The following is a 14562-nucleotide window of genomic DNA, read 5'->3' on the forward strand; positions in this document are numbered from 1 at the left end:
GAGCAACGCAACCGCAGCACACGCTAAAAACAGACACAAATTGGAAGTCGTCAATGAAATCTCTATTTACCGTAAAGCGCTTGCCGCTCGTTCTGGCAGGCGCTTTTGCTGCTAGTGGTGCCGTTGCTCAAGAAAGCACACCCGTCCAACTCAGCCCAGTGGTTGTTACCGCCTCGGGCTTTGAGCAAGACATTAAAGAAGCTCCTGCGTCGATTACCGTCATTACCCGCGAAGACCTGGAAAACAAGTTCTACCGTGATGCCTACGACGCTCTGCAAGATGTGCCTGGCGTCATTGTGACTGGCGGTGGTGACCGTCGCGACATCACCATTCGCGGCATGAGCTCCAAATACACACTGATCCTGATCGACGGCAAACGCCAAAGCTCGACAGAAACCCGCACCAACTCGGACTCCTCCGGTGTGGAAGGCGGCTGGACCCCTCCCCTGTCCGAAATTGAACGTATCGAAGTGGTGCGCGGCCCCATGTCCTCGCTGTATGGCTCCGACGCCATGGGCGGTGTGATCAACATCATTACCCGCAAAGTGCCCAAGGAATGGGGCGGTTCCATTCGCCTGGATAGCACCTTGCAATCGCACAGCCGCTCGGGCGATATTTTCCAGGGCAATTTCATGCTGGGTGGCCCGATCAAGGATGGCGTGCTGGGCTTGCAAGTCTATGGACAACAAACCAATCGCAAAGAAGACGATATCTACAACGGTTATCGCAAGCGTGAGTCCTTTGAAGTCGGTGCCAAGCTGAGCCTGACCCCTTCGGAAAACCACAGCTTTGTGCTCGAAGGCAGCACAAAGCGTCAAAAATACAATTCCACCTTGGGCAAGACCGTTGAGCCAATTGCTCCCGGCACTGCTTGCGGACGCTCCGGTTGCCCTGCCAGTTCCGAGACAGATTACCGCGGTGAAAAGGTCTCTTTGACTCACAGTGGCAACTGGGGATTTGCAACCTCTGACACCTACGTGCAACAGGAAGACTTCAACAACAAGTCGCGTGACATGCGTATCAAAAATACCGATGCACGTACTGCATGGGTTGCCCCCCTGGGCGATCATCTGCTGACGCTGGGTGCCTCCTACCAGCATCAAAAACTGAACGACGAAACTGGGAACCAGCTCACAACTGGAATCAACCGTATCAAACGCACCCAATGGTCGCTATTCATGGAAGACGAGTGGAGCCTGACCAACAGCTTCGCCCTGACCGGCGGCCTGCGCTACGACCACGACGAGAACTTCGGCAAACACTTCAGTCCACGTATCTATGGCGTGTGGTCTGCCACAGACAACTGGACTATCAAAGGCGGTGTATCCACCGGCTTCCGTGCACCTGACCTGCGTCAAACCATCCCTGGTTGGGGCCAAGTCAGCCGTGGTGGCAATATGTACGGTAACCCTGACCTGAAGCCAGAAAAATCGCTGTCGCAAGAACTCGGCGTCATGTATGACAGTCTGGAGGGCTTCTCCGCTGGCGTGACTTTGTTTAATAACGACTTCAAGGACAAGATCACTCGCGTTGCATGTCCGGCCAGCAAATGTACCGACGGCCCTAACCAGTTTGGTTCCGACCCCACTACTTACGAGAACGTGGACAAGGCGGTAACCCGTGGTATTGAAACCAACTTCAGCTGGGATCTGGCTCAAGACTGGACCTTGAAGGCCAATTACACCTACACCCATTCCAAGCAAAAGAGCGGTCCTAACGAGGGTCAGCCTCTGAATCAAATGCCCAAGCACATGGCAAATGTCAGTCTGGATTGGCACCCTACAGAAAAAATCAACACATGGGCTCGCGTGAACTACCGTGGCAAAGAAAGTGAACCAGTCACCTCTGCCTCTTCCTCGACAACACGAGCTCCGTCCTACACCTTTGTAGATCTGGGTGGCACCTACAAACTGAACAAAAACGTAGACCTGTACGCGGGTATCTACAATATTTTGGATAAGCAAATCCGCTACGATGATTACGGCTACGTCGAAGATGGTCGTCGCTACTGGCTGGGTGTAGGTTTGCGTTTCTAAACACCTATAGTCCCTTCAAATGGCCGGCGCCTCTAGAGCCGGCCATTTTTATTTCTCCACTGCATTCGTCTACCTCACCTGACCGATAAGCTCTTCCTTCAGCCATAACAGCGCTAGACTAAAGCCTGGTTAGCCAGCTTTCTGGCTACAGAATCACCTCATTCGGGAGCTGATCTTGTCGTCCACCGAGTCTGATCTCGCGATCTATGCCGGGCCTCGTGCTTATCGTCATATTCAAAGCAATGGCTTGCATGCCAAGGACATCAGCACGCTGATTGGCAGCGCGGGTGGGCCCAAGGCTTTGGCGCTAACCGGGCTGGATCAGTATTTGTTTGGCGACTGGCTCAACACGCATGACGAGCCGTTATGGTTGTTTGGCAGCTCCATCGCTTCCTGGCGCTTTGCCTGTGCGGCCCAGAGCGATCCGCACAAAGCCTTTGCGGACTTTGCGCAGCTTTATATACACAGCCCCTTTCTTCCCAAATCCACGGTAGCTGACATTACCCGGTCTACCCAGACCATGCTGAAAACCTTGCTGGGGGACGCCGACTCACAGGCTGCGATCCTGAACCATCCACGCTATCGCTTCGCCATTACCGTGGCACGCAGCAAGGGCTGGGCGGGTTCCCGCAACCCCAAACAGCTTGGTGCAGCCCTGCTCAGCTGCATGGTCGGCAATTATGTGCACCCTGCTATCCCGCATTGGTTCTTCGAACGGGTTATTGTGCACGACACCCGCAGCCCCTTGCCCATTCACGGCAGACATCAAGACCTGGCTCGCTACGCCGCACTGGATCAGCACAATTTGTTCGAGACCCTGGCCGCCAGCACCGCTATTCCACTCGTGATTGACGGTGTGAATGCCGCCCATAACTGGCCTGCCGGTCTATACCGGGATGGAGGCCTAGTCGACTACAACTTCTGCGCTCTGGATCTGGATAGCCCAGGCTTGACCTTGTTTCCGCATTTCACTCAAAAGATCAGCGCCAGCTGGTTCGACAAATACCTGCCCCGTTGGCAAAAGGCTCGCCGCCGTCACAGCCTGGACAATCTGATTTTGCTGTGCCCGACCGAACGTTTTTATCAGCGGCTAAAAGACCGCAAAATCCCCGATCGCTCCGACTACAAGCGTCTACCTGACGCAGACCGGCGTATTGCCTGGCAAAACTCCGTCGAACAAAGCCAGCGACTGGGCGAGCAATTTGCACAGTGGGTGGCCACCGACCAGTTGGCCCAGCGTGTTCAACCCCTGCCCTTTCCGTAGCAAAAGCCTGCAGGGCATAGGGGCAATTTAGTATCATTTCATCTTCAACCTCTTTCTTGGTACGCGCTCATGGATACTCCCATTCGTCTGACCCAATACAGTCATGGAGCCGGTTGCGGCTGCAAGATTTCCCCCAAAGTATTGGACATTATCTTGGCGGGAAGCGGAGCCCAGAACGTGGACCCGAACCTGTGGGTAGGCAATACATCACGTGATGATGCGGCTGTGTACGGTTTGAATGAGGAAACGGGCGTCGTCTCGACCACCGACTTTTTCATGCCCATCGTGGACGATCCGTATGACTTTGGGCGCATTGCTGCGACCAACGCCATCAGCGACATCTACGCCATGGGTGGTAAACCGATCATGGCCATCGCCATTTTGGGCTGGCCCATCAATGTCCTGTCCCCTGAAGTTGCCCGCGAGGTCGTGCGTGGTGGGCGTGCTGCTTGCGATGCTGCTGGCATCACCCTGGCCGGTGGTCACTCCATTGATGCCCCCGAGCCTATTTTTGGTCTGGCTGTAACTGGCGTAGTTGATAAAGGCCAGTTAAAACGCAACGACACCGCAACTGAAGGCTGCCAGCTCTATCTGACCAAGCCTTTGGGTATTGGCGTGCTGACCACGGCCGAGAAAAAAGCCAAGCTTCGTCCTGAAGATCAAAACCTGGCCCGCGACTGGATGTGCACGCTCAACAAGCCCGGCAACCGCTTTGCACAACTGCCCGGTGTTAAAGCCATGACCGATGTGACTGGCTTTGGTCTGCTGGGCCACCTGATCGAAATGGCTGATGGCAGCGGCCTGACCGCCCGTCTGAATCTGGACCGTGTGCCCCTGCTGCCCGGCATTGAATACTACCTGCAAGAAGGCTGTGTGCCCGGCGGCACGCAACGTAACTTCGACAGCTATGGCCATCGCATCGCTCCTATCAGCCAGGATCAGATCAACATTCTGTGCGACCCACAAACCAGCGGCGGTTTGCTGATCGCCGTAGAGCCTGCTGCCACTGCCGAGTTTCTGGCAACAGCACAAGAACTGGGCCTGACCCTGGAAGCCATCGGGGAATTCATCCCCGCCAAAACCCACGCCGTCGAAATCGCTTGATGCGTCCTGATACCCACCACTACCGCGAGCTGTTCCTGAACGATGTGCCTTTGATGGACGCTCGCGCTCCCATCGAATTCAGTAAAGGCGCCTTTCCCGGCGCATTGAACCTGCCACTGATGAACGACGAGGAGCGTCACCTGGTGGGGATCTGCTACAAGCAACATGGCCAGGATGCCGCCATTGCCTTGGGTAACAAGCTGGTCAGTGGCCAGCTCAAGCAAGCTCGCCTGCAGGCCTGGGCACAATTTACGCAAGACCATCCCGACGGCTACCTGTATTGCTTTCGAGGTGGCCTGCGCAGCCAGATCACACAAACCTGGCTGCGCGAAGAGGCAGGCATTCCCTATCCCCGCGTAGTGGGCGGCTACAAGGCTATGCGTGGCTTTTTGCTGAATAATCTGGAACAAACCGTCGGTAGCGCCCGTTTTCAGGTTCTGGGCGGCATGACAGGCACGGGCAAAACCGATGTCCTGCAGCAGCTTGATAACAGTCTGGACCTGGAAGGCTACGCACATCATCGTGGTTCCAGCTTTGGCAAACACGCCACCAGCCAACCCAGCCAGATCGACTTCGAGCACAGGCTATCGATCGCCATGCTCAAAAAAACGGCCCAAGGGCACCAGCGCTTCGTCCTGGAAGATGAAAGCCAAACCATAGGCCGTTGCAGCCTGCCACTGGGCCTGTACCGGGGGATGCAGCAGTGGTCCATCATCTGGCTGGAAGATAGCCTGGAAAACCGCATTACGCGCATCGTGCGCGATTATGTCCAGAACCTGCACGCAGAGTACATTGCCCAGCACGACCCGCAAACAGGCTTTGCGCTCTTTGCCGAACAACTGCGTCAAAGCCTGGCCCGCATTACCAAGCGCCTGGGCCATCAACGCTACCAGCAGTTGGCCGCCATCATGGATGAGGCCTTGCAGGAGCAGGAGCGCAGCGGCGCGCTGGAGGGTCACCGGGACTGGATCGGTGGTTTGCTGACGCAATACTACGACCCCATGTACGCCTATCAACGCGAACAAAAAGCGGAACGGATCATTTTTCAGGGTGATGCCGACGCGGTCCTGAATTATTTGCGTCAGCAAGGCTGACCCTCATCTAAAGCCCGGCCAGCAAAGCCTGCCATCGTTCCTCACAGATCAAGGGCTGACTGACGCCGACCCATATCCACTCTTGTCAGAATCTGTCCTTGCTCTGACACAAAGAGTAAACAAAGGGTAACCCCTACCATCTCGCAAGAATCTTGTTGCAGGTGGTAAGAAATGACGTCCCTCAATCGCGTTGCCCGGCATGTTCAGTTCCGTATTATCTGGCTCCTGCTTTTTGTACTGGCAGCCTGTCTGAGCAGTCCTACGGCACACTCCAGTTCGCGCATTGCCCATTTCTTGCCGGACATTGCCCTTAACGAGATCTTTCCCACCGCCACCCACACCAGCGAGCCCGCGGGCACCTTACCTGTTGCCAAGGTCTTTAAGGATCAGGAACAGCTAGGATATGTGTATGTGACGACCGACATCGTTAACACCCGTGGTTACTCCAGCTTCCCCATCGACACCCTGGTCGCCATGAGCATGGATGGCAGCATCGTCGCTGCCAAGCTGCTGGAACACCATGAACCCATTGTCTTGATCGGCATCCCCGAATCGCGGGTAGAAGCCTTCATTCAGGGCTATGTGGGCCAGAATTACATCAAGAACCGTCCCAAACCCGGCGCACCACCACCTGTCGACATTATCAGTGGTGCCACCGTGACCTTGATGGTGGTCGGTGACAGCATCATGCGCTCTTCCCAACTGGTGGCCCGGCAAGAAGGCATAGGCCAGCCTGCCGCCCCCGCCACAGCACCGGCGGCAGTCAAACGCAGCATAGACAGCAGCAATCAAACCATTGCCAGCTGGGATGAGTTGCTCCAAAGCGGTGCCATCCAACGCCTGCACGTCAGCGTGGCCGAAATCAACCAGGCTTTCATCGACAGTGGTCGCACGGAAGCCGCCGCCCATCCGCAGGAAGGCGACCCACAAGACACTTTTATTGATCTGTACGCCGCCCTGGTCAGCGTGCCCAGCATTGGAAAAAGCCTGCTGGGCGAATCTGACTACACGTACCTGCAACAAGAGCTGAAACCCGGTCAGCAAGCCATGCTGGTCGTCGGGAACGGGCTGTATTCCTTCAAAGGATCAGGCTATGTACGCGGCGGGATTTTTGACCGTATCGAGATCGTCCAGGATCTGGACAGCTTTCACTTCACCGATCTGGACCACCAGCGTCTGCCCGGCGTGAAAGCCGCCAATGCCCCTGACTTCAAAGAAGCCGCCCTGTTCAAGATTCCGGCTACCGCCACCTTTGATCCGGTCCAGCCCTGGCGGCTGCAACTGCTGGTTCAGCGCGTGCTGAGCGTCAAGGATAAAGCCTTTGTCACGCTGAACCTGAATTACCAGCTTCCTGATGCCTATTTGACAGCGCCCCCTTCAGCAGCAGTTGCAGCGGCCCCCGATACCGCAGAGCACGATGACCTGGAAACCGCCGGCAAGCCTTTGTACAAGCAAATCTGGGCGGGCAAGAAAGTGCAGATTGCCGTGCTGCTGCTGTCCTTGCTGATCTTGGGTGGAGTCTTCTTCTTTCAGGACACGCTAACCAAGCACGAAGTGTTCTACCAGCGCTTTCGCATCGGCTTTCTGCTGTTCTCCCTGGTCTGGATTGGCTGGTACGCCTCGGCCCAGTTGTCCGTGGTGAACGTACTGACTTTCTCCCACGCACTGCGCACCGATTTCCGCTGGGAATACTTCCTGATGGATCCGCTGGTCTTCATTCTGTGGATCGCCACCGCCATCTCCCTGATCTTCTGGAACCGAGGTGCCTTCTGTGGCTGGCTCTGCCCCTTTGGAGCACTGCAAGAACTAGCCAACAAGCTGGCCCGCTTCCTGCGCATTCCGCAAATCAAGGTAGCCTACAGCGCCCATAAGCGCCTGGTGTCCATCAAATACGTGATCTTCATTCTGCTGTTTGGCTTTGCCCTGTACGACATGGCCGTGGCGGAAAAGATGGCGGAAGTCGAACCCTTCAAGACCGCCATTATTCTGAAATTCATCCGCGACTGGCCCTTCACCATCTTTGCCGTCTTGCTGCTGATTGCCAGCCTGTTTATCGAGCGCTTTTACTGCCGCTACCTCTGTGCCCTGGGTGCTGCCCTGGCTATCCCCGCCCGCTTGCGCATCTTTGACTGGCTGCGTCGCTACCCCATGTGTGGCAACCCCTGTCAGCGCTGTGCAACCGACTGCCCCGTCCAAGCCATCGAGCCAGAAGGCCCGATCAACCCCAACGAGTGCATCCAGTGCCTGAACTGCCAGATGCTGTATCACCACGAGAAAAAATGCCCGCACCTGATTCAAAAGATCGCCAAGCGCAAGCGAGATAAACCAGCCCCCGTTGCCGTTGCCAGCTCGCTGCAAGACGATGCTGCTGCCCGCCCTACCGTGCGTCCACGCAGCGTAGACAGTACCGATTCCACGCCAGCCACGCCGTGAGACGGCTGGGCGCGCCCCAGCGCCAAGTCGGTCACGTCATCACACAAAAGGAAGATCACACCATGTCCGAGAACACACAGGATAAACACGGCTTGAGTCGCCGCGCCTTTCTGGGCACCGCCGCCTTGTCAGGTGCCGCAGTCGTCAGCGCCACCCATATTGGCAATGCTCTGGCCGATACGAAAAAAGCACCGGACGGGCAAAACGCCCATATCGAGCCGGGTGAACTGGACCAGTACTACGCCTTCAACTCCGGCGGTCAGTCCGGCGAAATCCGCATCATGGGCCTGCCCTCCATGCGCGAGCTGATGCGCATCCCGATTTTCAACATTTGCAGCGCGACGGGCTGGGGCATTACCAACGAAAGCCGCCAGATCATGCGCGCCAACCTGACGCCTGAAACCCTGGCCTTTGCTGACTCCTTGGGCGGCATCCTGCCTAACGGCGATGCTCACCACCCCCATATGTCCTTTACCGACGGGACTTACGACGGACGCTTCATCTACATCAACGACAAGGCTAATAACCGCGTGGCTCGCGTGCGCTGCGATGTCATGAAGTGCGACAAGATCATCGAGATCCCCAATGCCGACGGCATCCACGGCCTGCGCCCCCAACGTTACCCCCGCACCGGCTATGTGTTCTGCAACGGCGAACACATCGTTCCCCTGCCCAATAACGGCACCATCTTCGGCAACCCCAAAGAGAACTACTTCTCTGTCTTTACCGCCATTGATGGCGACACCATGGAAATTGCCTGGCAGGTGATCGTGGATGGCAACCTGGACAACTGCGACGCCGACTACCAGGGCAAATACGCCTTCTCCACCTGCTACAACTCCGAAAAGGGGCTGGACGTCGGCGAGATGAGCGCCAACGAGCAGGACTGGGCCGTGGTGTTCAACCTGAAGGCCATTGAAGACGGCGTCAAGAAAGGCGACTTCAAAGAAATGCAGGGCGTCAAAGTGCTGGATGGCCGCAAAGGCTCGCGCTACACCCGCTACATTCCTGTGCCCAACTCCCCGCACGGTTGCAATGCCAGCCCCGATGGCATCCACGTGGTGTTTAACGGCAAGCTCTCGCCCACCGTCACCATGATTGACGTGCGCCGCCTGGACGACTTGTTCGCCGACAAGATTAAACCGCGCGACTGCGTAGTGGCAGAGCCTCAACTGGGTCTTGGCCCACTGCACACGGCCTATGACGGCCGCGGCAATGCCTACACCACGCTGTTTATCGACAGCCAGATCGTGAAGTGGAATATGGCCAAAGCCATTGAGGCTTACCAGGGCAAGGACGTAGACCCCATCATCCAGAAACTGGACGTGCACTACCAGCCCGGCCACAACCACACCACCATGGGCGAGACCAAAGAGGCCGATGGTAAATGGCTGGTCTCGCTGAACAAGTTCTCCAAAGACCGTTTCCTGAACGTAGGCCCGCTCAAACCAGAAAACGATCAGCTGATCGACATTTCGGGCGACGTCATGAAGCTGGTTCACGATGGCCCAAGCTTTGCCGAACCACACGACATGCTGCTGGTTGCTGCTGACAAAGTACGACCCAAGCGCGTCTGGACTCGTGACGACCCATGGTGGGACGGCGCACGGAAAATGGCTGAAAAAGACGGCGTCACCCTGGAAGGTGCGTCCAAAGTCATTCGGGATGGCAACAAGGTGCGGGTCTACATGACCGCTGTGGCACCCGTGTTCTCCGTGCCCAGCTTCGAGGTCAACCAGGGCGATGAGGTCACCGTCGTCGTCACCAATATGGAGATGATCGAGGACTTGACCCACGGCTTTACCTTGTCCGGCTACGGCGTGGCCATGGAAATTGGTCCGCAACAAACCAGCTCGGTCACCTTCACGGCTTCGCGCCCCGGTGTGCATTGGTACTACTGCCAGTGGTTCTGCCACGCCTTGCACATGGAAATGTCCGGTCAGATGAACGTGAAACCCAAAGCCTGACGGTGACATGACGCCTTTCTGCCTGCTCCCCGCCCGTGCACGCTGCCTCAGCCCAACCCTGGTGCTGAGGCTGGCCCTCAAGCCGCTTACGGTCCTGGCCCTGGCGGCCAGTGGCCTGATGGCGCAAGCGGCCACCATTGAAGTGCCTGCCGATACATCGCTGCAAGCCGTTATCGATGCCGCCCTGCCCGGCGACATCCTGATGCTGGCTCCCGGCACGTATCAGGGCAATATCATCGTGAACAAGCCCTTGACGCTTCAAGGCCCCAACAATCGGCAAGCCGTATTGATGGGAGAACGTGAAGGCCGCACGGTGTGGGTGCAGGCGGAAGATGTGCAGATACGTCAGATTACCGTGCGTAATTCCGGCTTGAGCCTGCCGGATATGGATGCAGGCATATTCCTGGATAAACCCGCCCATAACGCCCTGATTGAAAACAACGACATCCTCGACAATCTGGTGGGGGTATATGTCTGGGGGCCCCACAACGCGCTGGTGCAACACAACACCATCGTAGGCAATAAAGAGCTGCGTCTGAATGAGCGCGGCAATGGCGTGACCGTCTGGAACTCCCCCGGCTCACGCATCTTGTACAACGATATTTCCTGGGGTCGCGACGGCATTTTTTCCAATACCAGCCGCGACAACGTCTTCAGCCATAACCGCTTTACCCAACTTCGCTATGCGGTGCACTATATGTACACCAATAACAGCGAAGTCAGCAGCAATGTTTCCATAGGCAATGACATTGCCTATGCCCTAATGTTTTCGCAGTTCCTGACGGTACGTGAAAACATCAGCATCAACAGCACACATCAAGGCTTGATGCTCAACGCCGCCCAGCAATCGACCATTACCGACAATATCGTGGACGGGGCCGAGAAAGGCGTTTTTCTCTACAACGCCAACTTCAACACGATCTCCGGCAACCTGATTCAGAACACCCAGATCGGGGTGCATTACACCGCCGGTTCCGAAGGCAATGAGATCACGGAAAACGCCTTCATCCAGAACCAGAATCAGGTGAAGTATGTGGGTACCCGCTACCTGGAGTGGTCCAGCAAGGACCGGGGCAATTACTGGAGCGATCACAGCGCCTTTGACCTGAACGGTGACGGCATTGGCGACACCGCTTATCGCCCCAATGGCCTGATTGAACAACTGATGTGGCGAGCCCCTTCGGCCCGCGTGCTCTTGAACAGCCCCGCCGTTTCCATTGTGCGCTGGGCGCAAACCCAATTTCCCGCCATTTTGCCCGGCGGCATCATCGATAGCGCACCGCTGATGCGTGCGCCCGACAATCCCGTCTGGGAGCGCTACAAGGCCAATCATGACTCCATCCAATAACTGCACGACCCCTGTCGCGCTGGCCAATGTCAGCAAGCTGTATGGCCAGCAGCGTGCCGCCAACGCGGTGAACTTCGAGCTTTACCCTGGTCAATGCACGGTACTGGCTGGCCACAATGGCGCAGGCAAAAGTACTGTCATCAAACTGATTCTGGGCCTGATCCGCGCCGACGAAGGCAAGGTCACGTTGCTGGATCATGACGCGGGTTCGTCCCAGGCTGCCCGACTGCGGGCCCATATCGGTTACTTGCCCGAAACCGTCGCCCTGCACCCCGCCTTGACCGGCACCGAAACACTGGCTTTTTACGCTCGTCTGAAAGGGCTGCCGACCCGTGACAACCAGGCCTTGCTGGCACGTGTCGGCATTGCACAAGCGGCTCACAAGCGCGTGGGCACCTATTCCAAAGGCATGCGCCAACGCTTGGCACTGGCGCAAACCCTGTTGGGCAAACCTCGTGTGCTGTTACTGGATGAGCCCACCACTGGACTGGACCCGGCCTCCCGTCTGCTGTTCTACGAGATCGTCCAAGAACTGCGCGATGCCGGGGCCACCATCCTGCTCAGTACCCACGCTCTGGCGGAGATGGAACGTCTGGCGGACCGCATCATCGTGATGCAGCAAGGGCGCAAGATTGCCGATGGCACCTTATCCGAACTGCGACAACACGCTGGCTTGCCGGTACGTATTCGCCTGACCGTAGAGCAAATCCCCGACTCTGTTCCACGGCACTGGAATGTCATCGGTGCCAATCGCCTGGAACGTCATTGCACCGAAGCCGAAAAAATCCAGATTCTGCGCGAAGCGCACGCCATTTCAGGATTAACCGACCTGGAGCTGGAATCCCCCGGTCTGGACGAGTTGTATGCGCACTTTTTGAAGCGCGAGGATTACTAAGCCATGAACCCTGTCCTGATCATCATCCAAAAGGAAGTGCGCGACGGATTGCGCAATCGTTGGGTACTGGCCGTCACCCTCTTGCTGGCCGCACTGGCTTTGTCCTTGGGTTTTCTGGGCAGCGCCCCCACCGGCAGCGTCAAGGTAGATCCTTTGACAGTCACGGTTGTCAGCCTGTCCAGCCTGTCTATTTTCCTGATCCCGCTGATTGCCATGCTGCTGTCCTACGACGCCATTGTGGGCGAGATCGAGCGCGGCACCATGTCCTTGCTGCTGAGCTACCCCGTCCATCGCTGGCAGGTTCTGGTCGGTAAATTCCTGGGCCATGCCCTGATCCTGAGCCTGTCTACGGTGGTGGGCTACGGCTTGGCAGGTGTCACCTTGCAAATGGCTCATGGCGGCCTGGACTTCAGCGTCTGGACGCCCTTTCTGGCCATGATGGGTGCCAGCGTTTTGCTCGGTGCCAGCTTCCTGTCCATGGGCTATTTCATCAGCACCCTGGTCAGAGAGCGTGCCACTGCGGCCGGACTGGCCATCGGTATCTGGCTGTTTTTCGTGGTGATTTATGACATGGCTCTGCTGGGTATTCTAGTCGCTGACCAAGGTGCCATGATCACCGCTTCCTGGCTGAACATCATCCTGCTGTTCAACCCCACCGACGTGTACCGCCTGCTGAATCTGACCGGCTACGAGAATGTCGCCATGTTTGCTGGTATGGCCGGTTTAAGCGAACAGGCTCGTCTGCCCGCCAGTGTGTTGATGAGCGTTCTGCTGCTGTGGATCGCCGTGCCTTTTGGTCTGGCAAGCCTGGTATTCAAAAGAAAAGCACTATGAAAAAACTGCGCACTTTTCTGTTGCTGTGCCTGGGTCTGATACTGGCTGCCTGCGGCCAACCGGAACAGGTGCAAGCCCCGCCGCCTCCCGTCGTCCAGATCCCGCAAACGGCTGTAGGCCACTACTGCGGCATGTACCTGTTCGAGCATCAAGGCCCCAAAGGGCAAATCCTTCTGCGCGAACGCGAAGCGCCGCTCTGGTTCACCACCATACGCGAGGTCTTTGCCTACACCATGCTGCCTGAAGAATCCAAGGCCATTGCCGCCACCTATGTGCAAGACATGGCCCAACGCAATCAGGACGGCCAGTTCCCCGACCAAGCCTGGATACCGGCACAAGATGCCTGGTATCTGATCTACAGCCGCTACACCGGTGGCATGGGCACCATCGATGCCCTGCCCTTTAGCCAGGAGCAGGCCGCCAAGGACTTCCAGCAGCAGCATGGCGGCCAAGTGGTTCGCTTTGCCGAGATGCCGGAGAACTACATCTTTGGTGCGGTCGCGCTGCCTTGAAACGCTTATCTTCCTGATCCCAGGTATTTGCCATGACTTCTACTCCTGTTTCCCGCCGTCGTTTTATCGGTATCGTGGCCGCGACCAGCGCCCTGACTTGCGTGCCCTGGGCCGTCAAAGCGATGCAAGCAGCCACTACCCCGCTCAGCTCCTGGCAAGGGGTGGCTTTAGGTGCGGACGCACAACTGCATATCCACCATCCCGACCCGGTTTTCGCACAAACCCTGATTGATCGGGCCCTATCCGAAGTGCGACGGCTGGAGCGAATATTCAGTCTGTATGAACAAGACAGCGCCTTGCGCCGCCTGAATCGCGATGGCTATCTGAAGCAAGCCCCCGGCGATCTGACGCGGCTGCTGCTGGAATCACAGCGCCTGAGTGAATTAACGAACGGGGCCTTTGATCCAACCGTGCAGGTACTCTGGGAGCTGTATAGCCAAGCGGCTCAACGCAACACTCAAACATCCATTCCTGATGCCGCCGAGATTAGCCAAACGCTGCAGCAAGTCGGCTACCAGGCCATCCACATTCAAGGTGACACTGTCCTGCTACAACACCCCGGCATGGCCCTGACCCTGAACGGGATTGCTCAGGGCTACATCACCGATCGCATCACTGAACAGCTGAAACAGGCAGGCCTGGAGCACGCTTTGGTCGATATGGGCGAGATACGCAGCCTGGGCACGGCTCCGGGAAATCGTCCCTGGCGCGTCGGTCTGGCAGGCGATCAAGCAGAGCCAGCCAGCTTGTTGAATCTGGATGTACACAATCAGGCAGTCAGCACCTCGTCAGGAGCAGGCACAGCACTTAGCCGGGATGGCTCCGTCACCCATCTGTTCAACCCCGCCAATGGTCAGGCCCGCCCTTTGTATCGCAGTGTCTCTGTCGTGGCTGGAAATGCCACCATTGCCGACGCCCTGTCCACAGCCTTTTCCTGGATGTCGCCACCAGAGATAGCTCGGGTACTGGCTGGCGATCCTGGTTTGCAGGCATGGGTGCTGCCCTACGATGGTGATCAGCTAGTACGGATGCACTCGTAAACACCAAGACAAACCCGCTTACCGGCAGACGCTCA

At 57.1% G+C, this 14562-nt stretch carries 11 protein-coding genes; all 11 read left to right on the plus strand.

Going from position 1 to position 14562, the window contains the following annotated elements; genetic code table 11:
* The first annotated feature begins 53 nt into the window (after positions 1 to 53).
* A complete protein-coding gene (locus WFM49_RS12145; protein WP_009463473.1) occupies positions 54 to 2036 on the plus strand; it encodes a ligand-gated channel protein in 1983 nt (660 codons plus the stop codon).
* 175 nt (positions 2037 to 2211) lie between these two features.
* Positions 2212 to 3300: a hypothetical protein gene (locus WFM49_RS12150; protein ID WP_250756219.1), complete on the plus strand. Its 1089-nt coding sequence runs from the start codon at positions 2212 to 2214 to the stop codon at positions 3298 to 3300.
* Positions 3301 to 3369: 69 nt separating this feature from the next.
* On the plus strand, positions 3370 to 4404 hold the full coding sequence (gene selD / locus WFM49_RS12155; protein WP_060185422.1) for a selenide, water dikinase SelD: 1035 nt from the start codon (positions 3370 to 3372) through the stop codon (positions 4402 to 4404).
* The gene (mnmH, locus tag WFM49_RS12160) at positions 4404 to 5498 is read left to right on the plus strand and encodes a tRNA 2-selenouridine(34) synthase MnmH (RefSeq protein ID WP_336973452.1); all 1095 of its coding nucleotides are present in this window, start codon (positions 4404 to 4406) and stop codon (positions 5496 to 5498) included. The genes selD and mnmH overlap by 1 nt, the downstream gene beginning before the upstream one ends.
* Before the next feature lie 171 nt (positions 5499 to 5669).
* Positions 5670 to 7931 (plus strand): 4Fe-4S binding protein, encoded by a 2262-nt coding sequence (locus tag WFM49_RS12165; protein ID WP_336973454.1) that lies wholly within the window; start codon positions 5670 to 5672, stop codon positions 7929 to 7931.
* 62 nt (positions 7932 to 7993) lie between these two features.
* Entirely contained in the window at positions 7994 to 9898 is a 1905-nt protein-coding gene (gene nosZ / locus WFM49_RS12170; RefSeq protein ID WP_021447219.1) for a TAT-dependent nitrous-oxide reductase, read from the plus strand.
* A gap of 7 nt (positions 9899 to 9905) precedes the next feature.
* On the plus strand, positions 9906 to 11246 hold the full coding sequence (locus tag WFM49_RS12175; protein ID WP_336973457.1) for a nitrous oxide reductase family maturation protein NosD: 1341 nt from the start codon (positions 9906 to 9908) through the stop codon (positions 11244 to 11246).
* The gene (locus tag WFM49_RS12180; RefSeq protein ID WP_336973460.1) at positions 11230 to 12141 is read left to right on the plus strand and encodes an ABC transporter ATP-binding protein; all 912 of its coding nucleotides are present in this window, start codon (positions 11230 to 11232) and stop codon (positions 12139 to 12141) included. Before WFM49_RS12175 ends, WFM49_RS12180 begins: the two co-directional genes overlap by 17 nt.
* A gap of 3 nt (positions 12142 to 12144) precedes the next feature.
* Positions 12145 to 12975, plus strand: coding sequence for an ABC transporter permease (locus WFM49_RS12185; protein ID WP_088451903.1), 831 nt, complete (start codon positions 12145 to 12147; stop codon positions 12973 to 12975).
* Positions 12972 to 13487 (plus strand): nitrous oxide reductase accessory protein NosL, encoded by a 516-nt coding sequence (locus WFM49_RS12190; protein WP_009463487.1) that lies wholly within the window; start codon positions 12972 to 12974, stop codon positions 13485 to 13487. Before WFM49_RS12185 ends, WFM49_RS12190 begins: the two co-directional genes overlap by 4 nt.
* Before the next feature lie 32 nt (positions 13488 to 13519).
* Positions 13520 to 14527 (plus strand): FAD:protein FMN transferase, encoded by a 1008-nt coding sequence (locus WFM49_RS12195; RefSeq protein WP_336973465.1) that lies wholly within the window; start codon positions 13520 to 13522, stop codon positions 14525 to 14527.
* The last annotated feature ends 35 nt before the right edge of the window (positions 14528 to 14562 follow it).

The sequence above is a fragment of the Alcaligenes sp. PF14 genome, assembly GCF_037150615.1.
Taxonomy (GTDB): Bacteria; Pseudomonadota; Gammaproteobacteria; order Burkholderiales; family Burkholderiaceae_B; genus Alcaligenes; species Alcaligenes phenolicus.